This is a genomic window from Glutamicibacter sp. JC586, from assembly GCF_009805585.1.
Classification (GTDB): Bacteria; Actinomycetota; Actinomycetes; order Actinomycetales; family Micrococcaceae; genus Glutamicibacter.
The window spans coordinates 503,385-522,426 of record NZ_VHIN01000002.1; the positions used below are offsets into that span (position 1 = coordinate 503,385).

The following is a 19,042-nucleotide window of genomic DNA, read 5'->3' on the forward strand; positions in this document are numbered from 1 at the left end:
GTGAAAACGGAGGATGGACCCCTTGTAAATGAACCTAAGCGGTTACCCTATGACTTGGTGTAGCCAGGGTAATTACGTTCGGTCTCACCCATGTACAGCTGACGTGGGCGGCCGATCTTCAGTTCTGGATCCTTGATCATTTCGCGCCACTGTGCAATCCAGCCTGGAAGGCGTCCGATTGCGAACAGTACGGTGAACATCTTTTCAGGGAAGCCCATCGCGGTGTAGATCAGGCCGGTGTAGAAGTCTACGTTCGGGTAGAGCTTACGTGAGATGAAGTACTCATCGTTCAGCGCGGTCTCTTCTAGCTTCATGGCGATATCGAGCAACTCGTTCTTGCCCTGCTTTGCCAGCAGGTCGTGAGCGGTCTTCTTGATGATCTTCGCCCGAGGATCGTAGTTCTTGTACACGCGGTGGCCGAAGCCCATCAGGCGTACGCCATCTTCCTTGTTCTTCACCTTCTGCATGAAGTCTTCTGGGGAGATGCCTGAGGACTGGATCTCGCGCAGCATCTTCAGCACAGCTTCATTGGCACCGCCGTGAGCGGGACCGGACAGTGCATGGATACCGGCCGAAACCGAGGCGAACATGTTGGCTTCCGAGGAACCAACCAGGCGCACAGTGGAAGTGGAGCAGTTCTGCTCGTGATCCGCGTGCAAGATCAGCAGCAGGTCAAGGGCCTTGACCACATCTGGATCCTGAATGTATGGCTCTGCAGCGGTGCCGAAGCACAGGCGCAGGAAGTTCTCGACCATGTTCATCGAGTTATCTGGGTACAGCAGTGCCTGTCCGATGGACTTCTTGTGGGCGTAAGCAGCCAGCACTGGCAACTTCGCCAATAGACGCAGGGTCGAGCTTTCGACCTGCTTCTCGTCCTTCGGATCCAGCGAATCCTGGTACCAGGTCGACAGCGCCGAAACGGCGGAGGAGAGCACTGGCATTGGGTGTGCGTCACGTGGGAAGCCACCGAAGAAGCCCTTAAGCTCTTCATGCAACAGGGTGTGGCGACGTAGCGAGTTGTCGAACTCGGCTAGCTGATCGGCGGTAGGTAGTTCGCCGTAGATCAACAGGTAGGTTACCTCGATGAAGCTTGACTTCTCAGCCAGCTGCTCGATTGGGTAACCGCGGTAACGCAGGATACCTGCATCGCCGTCGATGTAGGTGATCGCGGACTTGGTGGCCGCGGTGTTCATGAAGCCAGGATCGTAGGTCACGTTCCCGGTAGTCTTCAATAGTGGTGCTACAGCAAAACCATCATTGCCCTCGGCTGCCGGAATTACCGGAAGCTCAAGGTTGGTTTCACCAAATTGTAGCTGCGCAGATGTAGTATCTGTCATTGCTTCTCCTAACCGGAAAGCGTGTAGTTCCGAAAGGTCAGTCGTCACCTTAGAACATACCGCGCTTTGACCCTATCTCGCTAATTAGGCTGTCATCATCACCGGTTGGCGGAAGAATTCAGCCGTTCAACGGCGGCCGCAATCCGTTCATCGGAAGCGGTCAGTGCCACGCGCACGTGGCGTTCACCTGCGGTACCGTAAAAAGCACCGGGTCCTGCAACAATTCCTAGCTCGGCCAGCGCCCCGATGGTTTCAAAACTTGGCCGATCGGCAGTGCACCACAGGTACAGTCCGGCCACCGAGTCTTCGATGCGTAGCCCGAAGTTTTCCAAGGCCGGGCGCAACGCTGCTCGGCGCGCACGATAGATTTCGCGCTGGATGGCAACGTGTTCGTCGTCGCTGAGCGCGACCACCATGGCTTGTTGGATCGGACCGGGAACGATCATGCCAGCATGCTTGCGGCTGTTGACCAGCGTTGGCATGAGGTTTGGCGCTCCGGCCACAAACGCGGCACGGTAGCCAGCTAGGTTGGACTGCTTGGACAGCGAGTACAGCGCCAGCAGGTTATCTAGCTCTCCCCCGTTGACTGCAGGGTCCAGAATGCTTGGCACCTGGCCTTCGTATTCGTCCCATCCAAGTTCTGCGTAGCACTCATCAGAGGCAACGACAGCGCCGATTTCGCGAGCCTGCTGCACGATGTGCGCCAAGGAAGCTGTATCGCGGACCTTGCCGGTGGGGTTACCTGGCGAATTCACCCAAATGAGCTTGACGCGCGATAACTCGTCGGCCGAGAGTTCACCAAGATCATCGGTAGCAATCGGGGTGGCCCCGACCAGCTGTGCACCAATGTCATAGGTTGGGTAGGCGATTTTTGGGCGCACAACAATGTCCCCTGCGCCAATTCCTAGGAGCAGTGGCAACCAAGCCACCATCTCCTTGGAACCAACGGTCGGCATGACATCATCGACGCCTAGACCAGTTACGTTTCGCCGGCGAGCAAACCAGTCAACGATGGCTTGGCGAACTTCTACGGTTCCATGTGTGGTGGGGTATCCGTGGGAGTTAGCACCTTGCGCCAGCGCGTCTTGAATGATCTGCGGGGTGTCATCGACCGGCGTACCGATCGAAAGGTCCACGACCCCTCCTGGATGCTTTGCAGCCTGCTCGCGATATGGTGCGAGCTGGTTCCAGGGGTAATCGGGGAGCTTAAGCATAAAAGTAAAACCTAGCCTTGGTTCTGAAGTGGCAGTGCACTGATAATCGGGTGATCAGTACCGGTGTTACCAATTTTAGCGGCGCCGCCTGGGGAACCAAGTTCATCGAAAAAGTCGACGTTAGCCTTGTAATAGTCGGCCCATTCGTCAGGCACGTCATCTTCGTAATAGATGGCTTCAACGGGGCAGACTGGTTCGCAAGCGCCACAGTCAACACATTCATCCGGGTGAATGTACAGCGAGCGCTCGCCTTCATAAATACAATCTACCGGGCACTCTTCGACGCACGCCTTGTCTTTCACGTCGACGCACGGCTGAGCGATGATGTAAGTCACGAGGGCCGAGACCTTTCCTTGCACTGGGTGGTTTCAACATGAGCCAGCAAGATTCCTAGTTGCTCTTTGAATCTCAAACCAGCTCGAACTACAGTCTAGTCCTGATATCAATACTTCTTTGCGCCCGAGTCACAGCTGTGACGTAACCGACCATTCACATTTCGGACTCTGGCACTTTAGATGAATTCTTCTTACGAAAAGATGACGCGCAAAAATGCTTAGTTTTGGTGATTTGGTAGCTGGTGACCGTATTGTCGTGCGATACCGGTTGGAACAAAGCCAAGAGGGTGAAAAATTTAGCGATGCCTTGGGTGAAGTACAAGAGATCACCGACGATTCTATTAGCGTGAAGACCCGCTCTGAAGTAGTCATCATTGCGCGGTCCTCAATTACGCATGCCAAACGCGTTCCACCGCCACCGCCTCGCCGCCGCCCACGTACTTAGAAAACCGCTTCTGCGATCATTCGAGAAACGTTAGGGTTCAACTTCTTGGCGACATGTGATTTGACTCTGCCAATCACTTAGCAATTTTCGCGTATGCTGTTTGCATGCCATCAGACAAACATGTCCAATCGCGAGCTCGTGCACTCAGTTCTCCGCTGAGGCTTCGAATCCTTCGTTTGTGCCTGCACGAGTCACGCACGAACAAGGAAATCGCGGACATTCTTGAGCTAAACCCGGCCACTTCATTGCACCATGTGCGCACCTTGGTGACCAACGGTTACCTTGCCCCCGAGGAAGCCCGTCGCGGTAATCGTGGCGCGAAAGAAGTTCCCTACCGCAGCACCAAACAGTCGTGGGGAACGCGAATCCCTGACGCCGCTCCAATGCTCGTGGACACATTTCTGCAAGAAATTGAGGGACTGGCACCCGAAGAAATTCAAGTCATCCGTGTCGGTTTGAAGCTTAGCGAAGCGTCACGGCAGGAAATGATGTCTCGACTGCGTACGGTCATTGAGGATTATGCGATGCGAGAGCCCGAGGAAGATGGTGTAGCAACATCCCTCTTCTTGGCTCACCACTTGGACATAACCGGTAGTTCGGTCGCGGAAGACTAAACGGCCGACCCCGTTCTAAATCTTTGTTTGTTAAACACATAAGGTGTTCTTCCCGGATGGGGAAGAACACCTTATGTGTTTAGTTGGGGCGATGCTGCTTACGAAGATTTCGCAGTGCCAGCACCAATCCAACGATGGCAGGAATGATCATTCCGTACATCCACAAGGCCGAAGCAATGGTTGGGCCTGGCAGATATTTGTAATACTGCATGCTCAGAATGAGTTGGTCATTTCCTACATAGGAAATCAGTCCAACACACACATAACAACCGATAAAGGCCAAGGCACCGGCCCACAGTTTCTCTGAAGAGACCGCAGCCCAGTAAACCAAGAGGCCAAGCAAGAGCCATGCAACACCCACGCCCCACACCACCGGAATATCGTTACCGACATAGGTGATGGACGCGTGAATGGCTGTACCGAGCAGTCCTGCGACCACGGCGGCAACCGCTCCGCGCCAAAGCGCGGAGAGGTTACTTCCCTGGTTGTTTTGCTTATTAGGAGCGAGCGCGTGCACGGGTAGCCTTGGCACGGTCGTTGGCGTTCAGCAGAACCTTACGGATACGGATCGCTTCTGGGGTAACCTCAACGCACTCGTCTTCGCGAGCGAATTCCAGCGACTCTTCCAGGGTCAGGGTGCGTGGTGGAGTCAAGTTCTCGAAGCTGTCCGAGGAAGCTGCACGCATGTTGGTGAGCTTCTTTTCCTTGGTGATGTTCACGTCCATGTCATCGGCGCGCGAGTTCTCGCCCACGATCATGCCCTCGTAAACCTCTTCGGTTGGCTTCACGAAGAAGTTCATGCGTTCCTGCAGGTTGATCATTGCGAATGGAGTCACAACGCCGGCACGGTCAGCAACGATCGAACCGTTGATGCGGTACTCGATAGCACCTGCCCATGGCTCGTAACCTTCAGCCAGCGAAGCTGCGATACCAGCGCCACGGGTTTCGGTCAGGAAGCGAGTACGGAAGCCGATCAGGCCACGTGCTGGGACCATGAATTCCATGCGAACCCAACCGGTACCGTGGTTAGCCATGTCGGTCATGCGACCCTTACGCGATGCCATCAGCTGGGTGATAGCGCCCAGGTACTCTTCTGGTACGTCAATGGTCATGCGTTCCATTGGCTCGTGAACCTTGCCGTCAACAACCTTGGTCACAACCTGTGGCTTGCCGACGGTCAGCTCGAAGCCTTCGCGACGCATCTGCTCGACGAGGATGGCCAGTGCCAATTCGCCACGACCCTGTACTTCCCAAGCATCTGGACGCTCGGTTGGCAGGATGTTCAGCGAAACGTTACCGATCAGTTCCTTGTCAAGGCGATCCTTGACCTGGCGGGCGGTAACCTTGGCGCCCTTAACCTTGCCAGCAAGTGGCGAGGTGTTAATACCGATGGTCATCGAGATCGCAGGTGGATCAACGGTGATCAGTGGAAGCGGCTTAGGGTTCTCAAGGTCGGTGAGGGTTTCACCAATCATGATGTCTTCGATGCCGGCAACTGCAACGATCTCGCCTGGACCAGCTTCTTCGGCTGGAACACGGGTCAGACCCTTGGTGGCGAGAAGCTCGGTGATCTTCACCTGCTTCATGGTGCCGTCTTGGCGAGCCCAGTTCACCTGCTGACCCTTACGCAGGGTGCCGTTGATCATGCGCAGCAGTGCCAGACGGCCAAGGAATGGCGATGCGTCAAGGTTGGTGACGTGAGCCTGAAGAACTTCGCCCTCGTTGTAGGTCGGGGCAGGAACGTGCTTGATGATGGTCTCGAACAGTGGCTCAAGATCTTCATTGTCTGGCAGGGTGCCATCGGCTGGCTGGTTCATCGAAGCGTAACCGGCCTTGCCCGAAGCAAAGACCACAGGAACGTTCAAGATGGCGTCAAGATCCAGATCTGGAGCTTCATCAGCCAGGTCCGATGCCAAGCCCAACAGCAGGTCCATGGAGTCAGAGATGACGCCATCGATGCGGGAGTCAGGGCGGTCGGTCTTGTTGACCACGATGATGACTGGAAGGTTTGCGCTCAGGGCCTTACGCAGCACGAAGCGGGTCTGAGGCAGCGGGCCTTCAGAAGCGTCAACCAGCAGAACAACGCCATCAACCATGGAAAGGCCACGCTCGACCTCGCCACCGAAGTCAGCGTGACCCGGGGTATCGATAACGTTGATGGTCATGTTCTTGCCTTCAGCAGCTGGGCCGCTGTAGAACACGGTGGTGTTCTTGGCAAGGATGGTGATGCCCTTCTCGCGTTCCAACTCGCCGGAGTCCATCACGCGATCTTCGGTTTCACCATGGCTGTCGAATGCGCCAGTCTGCTGGAGCATGGCGTTAACCAGGGTGGTCTTTCCGTGGTCAACGTGTGCAACGATGGCAACATTGCGAAGTTCGTCGCGACTAATGGTGGTAGCTGACATGCGTGAAGGCTCACTTCCGCTCGAGGATTTTGAATCAAAGGGGTCGGGGCCATAGTCGACCCAACAAACCAGTTTACGCTCTCGAGGCAAGTACTCCGGTGCTCTGTGTCAGAACATACAAGAATTTTCGGAAAAATCGCCAAAAATTCAGTCTTTTGCCACGGTGGGAATCCAAAACCGTAGCGAGCTGGTTCCATCCGAGCTCTCTAAAACAGGAAACTCGGCGTCTAACACTCCCCCACACTTTTTGATGGTGGTTTGCGAACCCACATTGGTGCTGTCACAGGTGAGCAGTGCTTGCTTCACCCCGGCATCACGTACTTGCCGCAGAGCAAATTGACACAGCTGAACCGCGACACCGCGGCGACGAAATTCTGGAAGAACCCCGTAACCAATGTGCCCACCGTATTGAAGCAGTGAATCATTGAGCTCATAACGCACCGAAACACGCCCGACTAGTTCGCCACCTTGGTCAAAGGCAGCAAAGAGGGCTGAACGTACCCAGCCAGGTGGAATATGTTCGCCCCGGCGTCCCGCGTTCATGCGGTAAATGTAATCTTCCCAAGCCTCGTGTTGCGTCCACGTTGGAAGAAACTCAAAATCATCAGCCAACATTGTCTGATGCGCGTCAATGGCCTGTTGCTCATCAGCGCTTGTCAGTTCACGGATTTCCAAAGTTTCACGGTAGCTCATGTGGCCATTATGCCAGCGGGCACCCTCCGAGCTTCCATCAAGGCCTAGTAACTAATCTTTTCGCCTTCAACCTGGTGATGCCAGGCGAGAGTACCGCCGACAAGGCTGTAAACTTTTCGGTCCTGCGGCAAGAATTTTGTTGCGCTCTTCGCTGCCTGTGCTGAACGGACACCTGTTTTGCACACCATTACCACCGGTGCTTCACCCGGGATAGAGGTAGCTATTTCATCGTCCAAAGTGGCCAACGGCAAGTGAAGACTTCCAGGAATAGCAATGATCTCGCGCTCCCAGTCTTCACGAACATCAACAATCAGTACCTCGCTGCTGGACTGTAACTGGATGAGCTCCCCAACGCTCAGCTCGGCTACCGATTGGTCCATGGCACAGACTACCGGCTGATAGTTGCCTAATTCTGTGACTTTTTGACGTTCCGGGTCCGGGGCAAAACCCAAGGTATTTACGCTGTGCTCTAACGCGTCGTAGAGCCAGAGCTTGCCGGACAGGCTTCGCCCAACGCCAGTGATCAGTTTTAGAACCTCGATGCTCATGACGGAACCGACCACTCCACAGAGGGCACCAAAAACCCCACCTTCGGCACAACTTGGTACCGAATCAGCATCGGGCAATTCAGGGAAGAGATCGCGCAGCATCGGCCCGGTCCGTGGATCAAAGACTGAGACCTGGCCGGAGAACTGAAACAGTGTTCCCCAAACTAACGGGGTGCCACTGATTTCTGCGGCGTCGGAAGCCAGGTACCGGGTCGCGAAGTTGTCACTGCCATCGACCACCACGTCGTAGTCGGCGAACAGTGCCAGTGCGTTGGAGGTGTTTAAGCGTTCGTTGATCGCTTGCACCTGCACGCCACTATTGTGTTCGCGCGCGTACCGAATCACCGAGTCAACCTTGGGCCGGTCGGTGTCAGCTTCACGATGGATGATCTGACGTTGCAGGTTCGATAGCTCCACGGTGTCATCGTCCACTACTGCGATATGCCCTACGCCCGCGGCAATTAGGTAACTTGCTATGGGGCTACCTAGTCCCCCAGCGCCAATGATCAACACCTTGGCGTTCATAATTCTTCGCTGGCCGGTTTCTCCCACTCCCGGCAAGGTGAGGTGCCGAGAATATCGGGCCAGTGCCCCTGATTCAATGTTGGCTGCCGGTTCACACAGTGGTGCGGTGGTCATCAGAATTCACCCACCAACGTCTGCATCATTCCTTCGCTGGGCGAGGAGGCCAGCGCAGTATCACGGCGCGGAATACGGCCGGCTAGGTAGGCCGCACGTCCGGCTTTCACCCCGTCACGCATCGCTGCCGCCATCAAGGGAGCGTTATGTGCTCGGGTCACTGCGCTGGCCAGTAGCACTGCATCACAACCTAGTTCCATTGCTAGTGCTGCATCTGAGGCCGTGCCCACTCCAGCATCCAAAATGACCGGCACCGTGGCGCGCGAAACGATGGTGGAAATATTGTGTGGGTTCAGAATTCCCAAACCTGAACCAATAGGAGAACCTGCAGGCATGATCGCGGAAACCCCAGCGTCTTGTAGCCGCCCGGCCAGTGCCGGATCATCGTTGGTATAGGCGAAGACTTCAAAGCCGTCAGCAACAAGTTGTTCGGTCGCCGAGTACAGTTCCAGTGGATCAGGAAGCAACGTGTGTTCATCGGCGATCACTTCTAATTTGATCCACGATGTTTCCAATGCTTCGCGAGCCAGCTGCGCGGTGAGCACTGCATCGCGTGCGGTAAAGCAACCCGCTGTGTTAGGCAGTGCCAGGACATTGTTCCGGTTCAACAATTCGTAAACATTTCCCGACCCCGCGGCAGAAAAATGACGGATCGCTACCGTCGTCAATTCAGTGCCAGAGACCCTCAGAGCACTTTCCAATGTAGCCAGTGATGTGGCCCCACCGGTTCCTAGGATCAGTCGCGATGATAGAGTCCGTCCTGCCACAACGAAGGGATCCGTGCGGGCATCCAGATCCGGAGTATCAGTTGAGTTCATAGTTAGCCTCCTTGAGCTGCAGTGACAATTTCAATGGATTGCCCGTCTTTAAGAGTGCGTGTGTTCCACGAACTACGCGGCACCACCACTCCATCTAGAGCAGCAGCAAGTCCCAATTTGCTGCCGTCTACGGCTTTGGATTCGCTATCTAGGTCCTTACCGATGTGGGAACTAATAAATTCTCTTAAGGTCAAACCGGCATCAATCTGTACTGGCTGAGAATTGACGGTGATGCTAATAGAGGTCATGAGCTTTGCTCCTGAGGTAAGTGGAATGAAGAGTCAGAAAAGCGGTACGGATCAACGTTGGCAAGCATCGGGTTCTCAGTAAGATTTTCGGCAAGATCTGCAGTCAGTTGAGAGCCCAAGGGACTGAGCAACACACCATGGCGTGAATAGCCAGTGGAGAGTACCAACCCTGGATCTAACCGACCGATCAGGGGACGGTCATCGCCCGTTGCTGGACGAGCTCGCGCAATCACCTCGTTCAGTGAGCAGTCCGCGATCCCCGGAACCAGTCTTCGTGCGTTATCAAGTAGGTTGACCATTGATCCGACGCTCACCTCGGGGTTTCCGTCCTCTCGCACGCTAGCTCCGAGTACTAGGCTGCCGTCCTTGCGAGGCACCAGATAGACGTTTTCTCGGTGCACGATGCCCCGCACAATTCTCGAAAGTAACGGTGGACCAACCGGTGCTTGGATTCGAAGGATGTCTCCATACACAGGGCGTAGTGGCAACGGATCCAGACCCTTGATGGTGCCTAGTGCCGTACAAAGAATCGTTTGATCGGCGACCAGCACTGTCCCTGTGGATGTGCGCACCCCGATGGTTTGCAGACCGCTTGTGACCAGTTCTTCGCCGCGTTCTAAAACGAGGCTAGTGCTGAAATGTTCCAGGAGGATGCGCACCACCGACCGCGGGTCAATTTGGTGGTCATGGGCGCAAAACACAGCGCCAGCGATATTGCTGGCCAGTGAGGGTTCCATACGCCGCGCCTGGCTAGGTAGCAGTTTTTCTGCTGCTAAACCCAGAGATGTCTGTAATTCCAGCAGTTCATGCAAGGCTTCGCGGTCGGCCGGTTCGGCGGCCACGACCAGTGTTGCGCTTTCGAGGTAATCCGGGCGCACCCCGGCGATTGCTTCAAGTTGGTTCACGAACTGCGGGTAGCTGGCATTTGAAGCTGCCAACATTTGATGCAGTGGGCCTTGACCCCATACGGTTTCTGCCGCCGGCGCCAGCATTCCAGCGGCCGCGTGGCTCGCACCCTGACCGGGTGCAGGATCGATAATGCTTACGGTATGACCCCGCAAACTGAGCTCAAAGGCGGTGGCTAGGCCGATAATTCCGGCGCCAACAATATTGACATGCACCAGGGCACGCTTCCTTCCTACGGCGGCATGACCCGCATCAGGTGTAGCGGTCGGCCCAGTGCCCTCTCAGCCTGGTCTATTCAGGCTCCCGCGGAGTTAGTGAGATTATAAGCATGTTCCATCGCATCAAGGCGAACCAGCATGGTCTTAGTTCCGTCATCTTCTGTGATGTACTTACAACCATGTCCTCTCTGAAGTATCCCGCGAAGCTCACGGCTGGCTCTGAGTTGTTTGAAAGCATCCTCGGTTTCGAGCGCCAACTGCTTTGCCCTGCGGTACGGCAGGACGCCGAAAAACTCGGCTTTCTACTGCATGAAAGTTTCAGCGAAGTAGGTGCCAGCGGGCGCACCTACGATCGCGACCAAGTCATCGAATTATTATCCGCTGAGAATCCAACAAAGTCGGCAGGGCTTGTCGCAGATCCACAGTGTCTACAGCTGGCCGAAAATCTCGTGATGCTTCGTTGGGCAACTAGCGGCGAGAGACCCAGCCAACGGACCTCGCTTTGGGTGTTTGAGGAAAATCGTTGGCAGATGCTCTTTCATCAGGGAACGTTGAGTTCCACCGAGCTGCAGAATTCTTCGACAGCCACTTACGCACTGCGGGCACTAAAGTCTTACGATGCGGACGCTGTCTATGAAGCTTTTGATTCCAACCCAGACATGAGCCGACAAGGTGATGCCAGCACCCCTGCCACTGCCCGTAAGTATGTTGGAGCACTATTGGCCGACCGAAATCAATGTCCGGTAGCGATCACCGCTGATGACCGATTGATCGGAGTGGTCGGCGCAAGCATTGACTCGGGTAATAAGAACGCCTGGGTTTGGTATTGGATGCACGCAGGTTATCGCGGTCAATCGTTGACTACCCGAGCTCTGGCTTCGGTGGTGTCCTATCTTTTTGAGGATCTGGGACTGCACCGCTTGGAGCTGGGATTGCGTGCCAATAATCCCGCCTCGCGTCTTGTGGCCGAGAAGAACGGATTTATCCGTGAAGGTATTGAGCGGGAGAAGTTTTTGATCGACGGTCACCGGATTGATGTTTTCAATTACGCACGACTTCTCTCCGACCCCACTCCGCAAGTTCAGCACCTGTCTTGGTCCGCTTCCATTCAGTGTTAGATCACAACACAAAAGTCGCGGATTCCGGTGGATTCCGCGACTTTTGTTGTGTCCCTGAGGTTTTGTTTGAGGTGGTTAGATCCCTGGGTTCGTAGGTGGTGTGCTCGGATCAGTTGGTGAAGACACTGGACGAGCGTTCGGGGCCGACGGTGAATCGTTAGGAACCACTTTGTCGGTGTCGATCTTGTTCAGTGTCCGAGCTGCCGCATCACGGCCACCCAGTCCGAAGGCCAACGCCGCAGCTAGTGCCGCACCAATCACGATGGCGCCGAAGGCCATATTGATAATCGAGTCCGCGATGCCCATGTACTTCAAGCCCATAGCCACGAACAATGCGATAGCCGTGTAGCGGATGATCTTGGAAGCCAAAGTATCACCCAAGAACTTGCCGATTACGTTCGCGATCACAAAACCGGCTGCAATGATTGCGGCGCCGAAGAGGATCTTGCCACCCAAGCTCAAAATCTCATTGAGAATGTTGGTGATGGCCGGGAAGTTCAGCATCTGGGCCGCCATCACACCGAAGAACAGTATGATTGCGATCTTCACGATTCCGGCAATAATTCCTGACGCACTCTTGCCTTCTGGAACAACGCCCCATTCGGCAACAACACGGTCAGTGCCAACACCCTGCAACGTGGTTTCCAACAACTGCCCAACAAACTTGGCAATCAGGAAGCCCACAGCCAGCAGGGCCAGCGCCATGATGACCTGCGGGATGGCGGTAAAGACCAACTGCAGCATCTGCTGAGCTGGATCCGAAATAGCTGCGATGCCCAAGACCTGCAACGCAGAGATTGAGACTACGAGCAAGATCAATGCGAAAACAATATTGGAGAGAATGCTGACGATCTTGCCTTGCGTTTCGCGAGACTGAACCTCGTCAATTGGCTCATCACCAGGGGTGAGTTTGCGAACCAGACCACTAAAGTCCACAGTTCCAAGGCCGGTGTTCAATAGCTGTCGAACGATGTTGGCTATTACGTAGCCAACGAAGAAGATGAAGCCCGCACCAATGAGGTTAGGGATGAATGCCATCACTCCGCCGAGCAGGCCTTGTACCGGAGAAAGGACTTCAGAGAGCGAGAAGACCTGGAGGATGGCTACTAGGCCGAAGAGCCAGATGATCAGCCCGGCAACTTTACCGAGAGATTCTCCTATTTGAGCTCCGTCATTTCCCTGCTTTTGCAGGAATTTCACTCTGCCCACTAGTTTGCCGGCAGCCCAACGAACTATTCGCGCCACGAGCCAAGTAATGATCAGAATGACAAGCGCAATTGCTACCTTTTGTAGCATTGACGCCCAATCGATGTTGCCTAGGACGTTCTCAGACTGCATTTCTGCTCCTTCAACGTAGGGACATTTCGACCCTACGATGAAGGAACAACGCTGACTAGGGCAAAGAAGTAAACTCCCAGCCAACGTGCATAACAGGTCTACATATACTGGTACCGAAAACGAAGAGAATATTTCAGTAGACCGCGAAATCCGCAAGTTGATAGCACAATTACAACCGAATCGGGAAACTTTCTTGATTGTTCCTGCAGTTACGATTCAGTGAGTCCACTGAAATCGCTTGCAGATCGCGGGGTTTCGCGTTACTTCTTCAGCAACGCAAGCTCTTATTTGATCACTTCGCTGACGACTGATGCGCCCAACTCAACGGTGCGAGAGACCGTACAGTATTTCTCATGTGACAGCTTCACGATACGCTCAACCATTCCAGCGGCTTTGCGTCCCTCCTCGGTGTCAGGGAATTTCAAATCAAAGCCCAGATGAATGTCGTCCATACGGCTGGCACCGTCTTCACTGATTTTGTAACCACTGGCAAGTACGTCAAATTTCTCTGGTTCACTACGCCGAGTCGTTGCAACATCCACGTCGATGGATGAGCACCCCGCGATGGCAGCAAGCAACAGTTCCACCGGTGAGAGTAGCCCCTCCCCTTGGCCGAATTCGATACTGGCCCCAGAAGCAACGCTGGTGGCGATGTACTTTCCTGATTCTGTGCGCTGAACGTTAACTTCACGAAGTGCGCGGCTATTTTCACTCATGAAACTATCGTGCCACGTTCTCGGCTTGTGAAGTCTCGTGGCGTAATACCAGTCGAGACGTAGCCCCTTCGATAACCTGGTCGACATCACAAAAGCCCGAGTTCTTGAAGAAATCGATAGCCAAAAGTCGCTGAGTATCTAGGTGAACTTCCACGTCCGGACAATTCTCGATGATGTGATCTAGGAGCAATGTCCCAATACCTTTTTTACGGTCCGCATGACGCACCCAGAGCAATTCCACATCTGTGTCGTTCCACGCGGCAAAGCCCACGATCTGCTCACCTTGCTGAGCAATAATCACGGCTAGGGACTGTGAGTAGACCATTTCCAACGCTGTCGCTACGGCGTCGAGATCCGCTGCTGAGATGAAATCCTTGCGTCGTTCTACCGAGCTTTTCCAGACATCCAAAAGATCCGGAACTTCATCAATACTCGTCCATTTTCGTAGGACAACCTGCTCGTCCATGTGCAACGTCCTATCTGCAAGCAAAGCAGCGGTTCAAATGATCAAACTAAGTTTCGGAACTATCGCTAACAAATTAACTGTCCAACGACTTCCGTTCTGAACATCTTACGGCCAATTAATCCGATTCACTGACCCGAGTAAAAACGGTGGACATCGTTGGCCCAGTCCAGCAATTTGTTGCCCACCGCAACCGGTTGGTCAATGTGCACGTTGTGACCGGCCGATTCGATAACGCTCAGTTGCGCGTTGGGATATCGCTTGATCAATAATGTTTGGTCTTCGAAACCTGTCACGTTATCTTGATGCCCGCTAACGATTGAGACTGGAACCAACAATTCAGGATGCCTGTCAATTGGCAACGGATCCAGATAATAGCGTCGAGAAAGTTGTGCCATCGCTCGTAAGTTGGCTGCTTTCAGCCCTGGTAACACCCATTGGGAATAGTCATTCCAGGTAGCTTCACTTTGGATGACCGCGAATTCGGCAAATAGATTCGCATCTCGTTGGGGTAACGAGGCCAGCAATGTCGGATCTTCCACATGCACTTCATGTTGCGGCAGGGTCCTTGCTTCGGCTTGTGGGAATACGGCTGTGGCCAGCAAGAAAATCCCTTGAACGACATCGCTGAACCGGTCTGCCATTTCCTGGCAAAGCAGACCACCAAGGGAATTTCCCAGCAGGGCAAATGGACGCCCGTTATGGGTTGAGCGAATTCTGTTTTCCAGCCAGTGCGCCAGTTCCGGCAGTCCTGCCTTGCCCTCCAGCGCAGGGCAGTCTCCAAATCCCGGCAGATCAACATAGTGGCTTTGAAACCAGCCGATCGCTTCGAGCCTGTCTCCTAGCGGCTTGAGAATGCGATGATCAACGCCATTGCCATGAATCATGAAGACAGTCAGTGGCGTATCGGTCGAATTATTTATGTCTTTGATATCCGCTCCAACTGCCGTACTTCTCATTACGGATCGACGTATCCGTGAACGATATTCATTCTACGGAAGCGGAAGATGCGTCGAATCTATTCGGTAGGCGCGATATACGGCAGGATACAGAATTCGTTTCCGGAAGGGTCTTCAAACACCCTCCAGGGCAGTGTTCCCCAGCCGCGTTCCAGCTCTTGGCCTCCCCCGACACGAATCTGTTCGAGAATAAGATTCAGGTCGTCTTCAGCCCCCAAACGAAGATCGAGGTGGACACAGCTCTTCTCAGTGGTCTTCTGGTGCGCTTCTTGCACGATCACTAATTGCGGACCATCACCACCTGGGTGCGCCAAGATGTTGGGGGCCTTAGCGGTAGCACTAAGTCCGGTCACGTTGGACCAAAATTCAGCATCTCGTTGCGGATGGGCGCTGTGAATTTCTACTGCCGCAAGACGAAACTGGCCAGAGCCGTCGCCGGGCTTCAAAACAAAGTAGTCTCGACCGGCGACGTCCTGAAGTTTCTTTCGAGAGCCGGTATAGCTCACCGACTTCATGTAGTCCTCGTGAGCAGACTCGATAACGATGGGGAAAAAACGTTGGTGTGAGCCGCTAGTTTCCTCGACCGTGGGAAAGCACAAATCAAGGTAGCGTTCATCAGAAAACACCAGTCGTGTCTCGAATCCCCCTGAGTTATCGCTCAGGGTTTCACCACGTAGTAGTTCTTCCCAAAAGACTCCGTGCTCATGCGGTGCCGCCGCATCAAAGACCAAGTTCTCCCAGTACACGTTCGCTCCCCGTAGTAGTTACCTAAGGCATCAAGGACCAACCATTTTAGATGCTAGCTTTGACGCCATGAAGCGAGCTGCTGCGAGGAGACTTCAGCTAGCCACTTCTGCCATAACGGACCGAAGCTCACTCGACGAACTCCAAGATCGCGCAAGGCCGCCAAATCACCAGCCGCGTGGGCGGTGACTGGATGCGCGGTGACGTTTACCGGAATCGATACCGCCTGAACTACTTGTTTGACCTGATCTGCGCTGGAAAGTGCTACCGGGTACACGCTGCGCGCGCCGGCTTCTTCTAGCAATTTAATACGCGCGATCGCTTCGGCCAGCGGGTCGGAGAACTGCTCGGTCAGCTTCACTGCATCGGTTCGACCGTTGATGACAAAGTCGACGCCCGCTGCGTCAGCGGCCTGACGAACCCCGTTGATGTAGTCGGCATGCTCTTGACGTTCGCGCACGCGCTTTCCTTCGCCGTGCACAACATCTTCAAGGTTGACGCCCACCGCGCCAGCAGCAAAGACGCGTTCAAAGAGTTCCTTGGGTTCCAGCCCGTAGCCTGATTCCACATCGGCGCTCACTGGAACCTCGACCGAGCCGGTGATCCGCTGAACAACAGCAAGATAATCTGCGAAATCCATTTGCTCGCCATCGGCGCTGCCAATTGAATCTGCAACCGGGTGGCTACCTATGGTCAGAGATTCAAACCCAGCGTCTTGAGCCAGTGAGGCGCTGAACGTGTCCCATACGGTGGGCATGACCAGAAGCTGGCCGGAATCGTGCAGGCGGGCAAGGGTTGTGGCGCGTTCTTCAAATACTGACAAGGTGACCTCCGAGAGAAAGTGGTTCGTGCTCAGTCTACGTAGCCAGTCGATCATTCCAAGGAGCTGAAACAAACTCTCAGCAACTACCTCGGATAAAGGCCGGTTCTCTCACTCTCAACCGCGAACACTAACGTTTCATTCCTACCCTTGGCCGCAGGGGCAGACTCTGGCCTGCGGTCAAACAATTTCAGACCCGCCTTTTCAAGTACTCGAATGGATCCAATGTTCCGAGCATCGCAGGTTGCAAGAATTCGCTGAAGTCCTAATTGGCTGATGCCAAGGTCAACGAGCATCTGGGCAACTTCGGTGCCAATCCCCTGACCCCAATAGTCCTGGTGCAGGGTGTAGCCTAGCTCGCCAATTTGTTGTGCCTCATCAGTGACCCACACCGAAGCAGAGCCAATGACATTCCCGTCAAAGCAGACAGCTAAGAGCAGCCTGTCCTCCCGCCTCATCAGAGCATCAGCCAGAAAGTGGGCAGACTCCTCAAGGCTGTTCGGACCCCAGAGTGAATACCGGCTTACCCGTGGATCGCCAGCGTAGGCGTGTACGGCTTCAAGGTCCGTTTCGGTGAAGTCGGCGAGCGCCAGATGCGAACTGCCTGCCCTGATAACTCGTTTCACAACTCTCCTTTGTTCACACGCTTACCGACAGTTTATGGGTTCGGGTGCGGACCCTATCGGAGAAAGTCTGCGCGAGCGAAGGATATTTCGTAGCTATTAAGCGGGGTTGAGATTCGTGGCAATTTTTGGAATCGTGGCACCCACATGCCCTGACCTTGGTATGTCCGCAACCGGAAGGAGAGCCATCGTGCTCGCACTGACCGATCAAGCTGCATCCATCGTGACCGCAATCGTCACTAACCAGTCCGAAGCCGAAAAAGCTGGCCTACGCATCCATCAGGCTGAGGGAACGAACGCTCCCGAGGAAGCGGCCTTCGCAATTCAGATCGTTCCTGAGCCAGAAGAAACTGACACTGTAGTTACCTCTGAAGGTAGCCCCGTCTACTTGGACGAGCTCGTGGCAGATGACCTAGAAGACAAGGTCCTCGACGCAGCAGTTGACGAGCAGGGTGGCGTCAGCTTCCAAATTTTGGTTCAGAACTAATCCTTCTTAACCACACCCCATAGACTTCCAGTGAGAGTCGCCTTTTTCAGGTGGCTCTCACTGTGCTTAACCACCAAAGATTCGCAGTTGGCTTCGATCCGGTAAAGAATGTCTATATGCCTTTTGCTGATCAACTTATCGGTGTAGACGTCGCCGAAGAACTGGTGCGCGAACTTCACGCGGTGGACCCACACAACGCGTTGCAGAATCTAAAAGCTGCGGTCTCAATTTTGGAACCGTTGAGCCTTCGTGAACGTTCGGACGCTTTGCGAGATGCTCTTCTTGCGGATTACCCATTGTCTTACCTCCAACTGGTTACGCCCATCAAGTCCGCTCAAACTTCGCAGTCTTTTACCGGGTGGATGATCTGGCCAGTAACTTCAGCCGTAGCCACACGGGCAGCCAGCGAGAATAGCGCAGAAGCATTTGACGATGCCATGACGGTGCTGGCCGAGCTCACCTCGCGGCTTACTTCAGAATTCGCCTTACGTGTTTTGCTCAAACATGATCTTGAACGTGCTCTCGCCCTCGTAACTCAGTGGACGTCTTCTCAGGACGAACATGTGCGTCGTCTTGCAAGTGAAGGGACTCGTCCGTTCTTACCGTGGGCGGTGCGTGTGCCCGAAATTATTCAGCATCCTGCGATCACCATTCCCATTCTTGATGCCCTGTACAAGGACGAGAGTGAGTATGTGCGCCGGTCAGTAGCTAATCACCTCAACGATCTGAGTCGCAATGAACCCGAGCTCGTGATTCAGACGGCTGGACGTTGGCTAGACTCCCCTGCCCCGACCACCGAAAAACTGGTGAGGCACGCACTGCGTACGTTGATCAAGCGAGGCAATCCCCAGGCTCTCGCGCTGCTTGGCTTCGGCACACCCACCGTTGAAATCGACGGCCCCGTAGTTCCGGATGCCCACGTACCTTGGGGCGGAACGCTGAACTTCACAGCGAGCATACGCAACAGTGGCTCACAGCCTTCACAGCTTGCGGTGGACTATATTGTGAACCACCTCAAGGCCAACGGTTCGACAACCGCCAAGGTCTTTAAGCTGACCACGCGCACGCTCGCTCCGGGCGAGGTCATGACGATTGAGCGGTCGCACTCGTTCAAGGCGATCACCACCCGGCGCTATTATCCTGGTACGCATTCTGTGGCGCTCCAAGTCAATGGAGTACCGACTACGGCTACTGAGTTCGAGCTACGTGCCGAGTGAACGTACGCTAGCCACGCATTACAAGGAGATTAGATGGCTGAACCAGCCGAAGCGAAGCAATGGACATCGATTAATCGCCGACTGCTCTACATCGCCCTGGGCTGTACCGGGTTAGCGACTGTGGCGATACTGATGTC

At 54.5% G+C, this 19,042-nt stretch carries 22 protein-coding genes and 1 riboswitch; of the genes, 5 read left to right on the forward strand and 17 right to left on the reverse strand.

Annotation, left to right across the window (positions count from 1 at the left end; all coding sequences use genetic code 11):
- Positions 1 to 47 precede the first annotated feature (47 nt).
- The 3 genes from FJV47_RS02490 to fdxA all read right to left on the reverse strand — a co-directional run bounded on the left by FJV47_RS02490 (position 48) and on the right by fdxA (position 2,886).
- Entirely contained in the window at positions 48 to 1,337 is a 1,290-nt protein-coding gene (locus FJV47_RS02490; protein ID WP_159609702.1) for a citrate synthase, read from the reverse strand.
- A gap of 98 nt (positions 1,338 to 1,435) precedes the next feature.
- Positions 1,436 to 2,551 carry a succinyldiaminopimelate transaminase gene (gene dapC, locus FJV47_RS02495; protein WP_159609704.1) on the reverse strand — a complete coding sequence of 372 codons (1,116 nt, stop codon included), beginning with the start codon at positions 2,549 to 2,551 and terminating at the stop codon, positions 1,436 to 1,438.
- 11 nt (positions 2,552 to 2,562) lie between these two features.
- Positions 2,563 to 2,886: a ferredoxin gene (fdxA, locus tag FJV47_RS02500; RefSeq protein WP_131088652.1), complete on the reverse strand. Its 324-nt coding sequence runs from the start codon at positions 2,884 to 2,886 to the stop codon at positions 2,563 to 2,565.
- 214 nt (positions 2,887 to 3,100) lie between these two features.
- On the opposite strand from fdxA, the gene FJV47_RS02505 reads away from it, so the two are divergent.
- A complete protein-coding gene (locus FJV47_RS02505; RefSeq protein ID WP_159609706.1) occupies positions 3,101 to 3,331 on the forward strand; it encodes a hypothetical protein in 231 nt (76 codons plus the stop codon).
- A 104-nt stretch (positions 3,332 to 3,435) separates the two neighbouring features.
- On the forward strand, positions 3,436 to 3,945 hold the full coding sequence (locus tag FJV47_RS02510) for a helix-turn-helix domain-containing protein (RefSeq protein WP_159609708.1): 510 nt from the start codon (positions 3,436 to 3,438) through the stop codon (positions 3,943 to 3,945).
- A gap of 79 nt (positions 3,946 to 4,024) precedes the next feature.
- Here FJV47_RS02510 and FJV47_RS02515 read toward each other — a convergent pair whose 3' ends face one another.
- The 7 genes from FJV47_RS02515 to thiO all read right to left on the reverse strand — a co-directional run bounded on the left by FJV47_RS02515 (position 4,025) and on the right by thiO (position 10,417).
- The gene (locus tag FJV47_RS02515; protein ID WP_159609710.1) at positions 4,025 to 4,462 is read right to left on the reverse strand and encodes a hypothetical protein; all 438 of its coding nucleotides are present in this window, start codon (positions 4,460 to 4,462) and stop codon (positions 4,025 to 4,027) included.
- Positions 4,443 to 6,350 (reverse strand): translational GTPase TypA, encoded by a 1,908-nt coding sequence (gene typA / locus FJV47_RS02520; RefSeq protein ID WP_159609712.1) that lies wholly within the window; start codon positions 6,348 to 6,350, stop codon positions 4,443 to 4,445. Before typA ends, FJV47_RS02515 begins: the two co-directional genes overlap by 20 nt.
- A 147-nt stretch (positions 6,351 to 6,497) precedes the next feature.
- A complete protein-coding gene (locus FJV47_RS02525; RefSeq protein ID WP_159609714.1) occupies positions 6,498 to 7,043 on the reverse strand; it encodes a GNAT family N-acetyltransferase in 546 nt (181 codons plus the stop codon).
- Between the two features lie 44 nt (positions 7,044 to 7,087).
- On the reverse strand, positions 7,088 to 8,230 hold the full coding sequence (locus FJV47_RS02530) for a ThiF family adenylyltransferase (protein ID WP_159609716.1): 1,143 nt from the start codon (positions 8,228 to 8,230) through the stop codon (positions 7,088 to 7,090).
- Positions 8,230 to 9,048, reverse strand: a complete 819-nt coding sequence (locus FJV47_RS02535; RefSeq protein WP_159609718.1) for a thiazole synthase — start codon at positions 9,046 to 9,048, stop codon at positions 8,230 to 8,232. Before FJV47_RS02535 ends, FJV47_RS02530 begins: the two co-directional genes overlap by 1 nt.
- Positions 9,049 to 9,050: 2 nt before the next feature.
- A complete protein-coding gene (thiS, locus tag FJV47_RS02540; protein WP_159609720.1) occupies positions 9,051 to 9,296 on the reverse strand; it encodes a sulfur carrier protein ThiS in 246 nt (81 codons plus the stop codon).
- Complete coding sequence (gene thiO / locus FJV47_RS02545) at positions 9,293 to 10,417, reverse strand: glycine oxidase ThiO (RefSeq protein WP_159609722.1); 1,125 nt, start codon at positions 10,415 to 10,417, stop codon at positions 9,293 to 9,295. Before thiO ends, thiS begins: the two co-directional genes overlap by 4 nt.
- Positions 10,415 to 10,519: riboswitch (TPP riboswitch) on the reverse strand. (Overlaps the previous gene by 3 nt.)
- A gap of 80 nt (positions 10,520 to 10,599) precedes the next feature.
- Here thiO and FJV47_RS02550 point away from each other — a divergent pair.
- On the forward strand, positions 10,600 to 11,538 hold the full coding sequence (locus FJV47_RS02550; protein WP_159609724.1) for a GNAT family N-acetyltransferase: 939 nt from the start codon (positions 10,600 to 10,602) through the stop codon (positions 11,536 to 11,538).
- A 75-nt stretch (positions 11,539 to 11,613) separates the two neighbouring features.
- On the opposite strand, the gene FJV47_RS02555 is transcribed toward FJV47_RS02550, so the two are convergent.
- The 7 genes from FJV47_RS02555 to FJV47_RS02585 all read right to left on the reverse strand — a co-directional run bounded on the left by FJV47_RS02555 (position 11,614) and on the right by FJV47_RS02585 (position 17,204).
- Complete coding sequence (locus FJV47_RS02555; protein ID WP_159609726.1) at positions 11,614 to 12,876, reverse strand: mechanosensitive ion channel; 1,263 nt, start codon at positions 12,874 to 12,876, stop codon at positions 11,614 to 11,616.
- A 284-nt stretch (positions 12,877 to 13,160) separates the two neighbouring features.
- A complete protein-coding gene (locus FJV47_RS02560; protein WP_159609728.1) occupies positions 13,161 to 13,592 on the reverse strand; it encodes an OsmC family protein in 432 nt (143 codons plus the stop codon).
- Between the two features lie 4 nt (positions 13,593 to 13,596).
- On the reverse strand, positions 13,597 to 14,058 hold the full coding sequence (locus FJV47_RS02565; protein WP_159609730.1) for a GNAT family N-acetyltransferase: 462 nt from the start codon (positions 14,056 to 14,058) through the stop codon (positions 13,597 to 13,599).
- A 125-nt stretch (positions 14,059 to 14,183) separates the two neighbouring features.
- Positions 14,184 to 14,942 carry an alpha/beta fold hydrolase gene (locus tag FJV47_RS02570; RefSeq protein ID WP_159609732.1) on the reverse strand — a complete coding sequence of 253 codons (759 nt, stop codon included), beginning with the start codon at positions 14,940 to 14,942 and terminating at the stop codon, positions 14,184 to 14,186.
- Between the two features lie 131 nt (positions 14,943 to 15,073).
- Positions 15,074 to 15,760 (reverse strand): VOC family protein, encoded by a 687-nt coding sequence (locus tag FJV47_RS02575; protein WP_159609734.1) that lies wholly within the window; start codon positions 15,758 to 15,760, stop codon positions 15,074 to 15,076.
- Positions 15,761 to 15,813: 53 nt separating this feature from the next.
- The gene (locus FJV47_RS02580; RefSeq protein WP_235026306.1) at positions 15,814 to 16,581 is read right to left on the reverse strand and encodes an isocitrate lyase/phosphoenolpyruvate mutase family protein; all 768 of its coding nucleotides are present in this window, start codon (positions 16,579 to 16,581) and stop codon (positions 15,814 to 15,816) included.
- 83 nt (positions 16,582 to 16,664) lie between these two features.
- Complete coding sequence (locus FJV47_RS02585) at positions 16,665 to 17,204, reverse strand: GNAT family N-acetyltransferase (protein WP_159609736.1); 540 nt, start codon at positions 17,202 to 17,204, stop codon at positions 16,665 to 16,667.
- Positions 17,205 to 17,391: 187 nt separating this feature from the next.
- Between FJV47_RS02585 and FJV47_RS02590 the strand changes: the two genes are divergently transcribed.
- Together FJV47_RS02590 and FJV47_RS02595 are read left to right on the forward strand one after the other, a co-directional pair.
- The gene (locus FJV47_RS02590) at positions 17,392 to 17,688 is read left to right on the forward strand and encodes a Fe-S cluster assembly protein HesB (RefSeq protein WP_159609738.1); all 297 of its coding nucleotides are present in this window, start codon (positions 17,392 to 17,394) and stop codon (positions 17,686 to 17,688) included.
- Positions 17,689 to 17,804: 116 nt separating this feature from the next.
- The gene (locus tag FJV47_RS02595) at positions 17,805 to 18,905 is read left to right on the forward strand and encodes a DNA alkylation repair protein (RefSeq protein ID WP_159609740.1); all 1,101 of its coding nucleotides are present in this window, start codon (positions 17,805 to 17,807) and stop codon (positions 18,903 to 18,905) included.
- Positions 18,906 to 19,042: the final 137 nt, after the last annotated feature.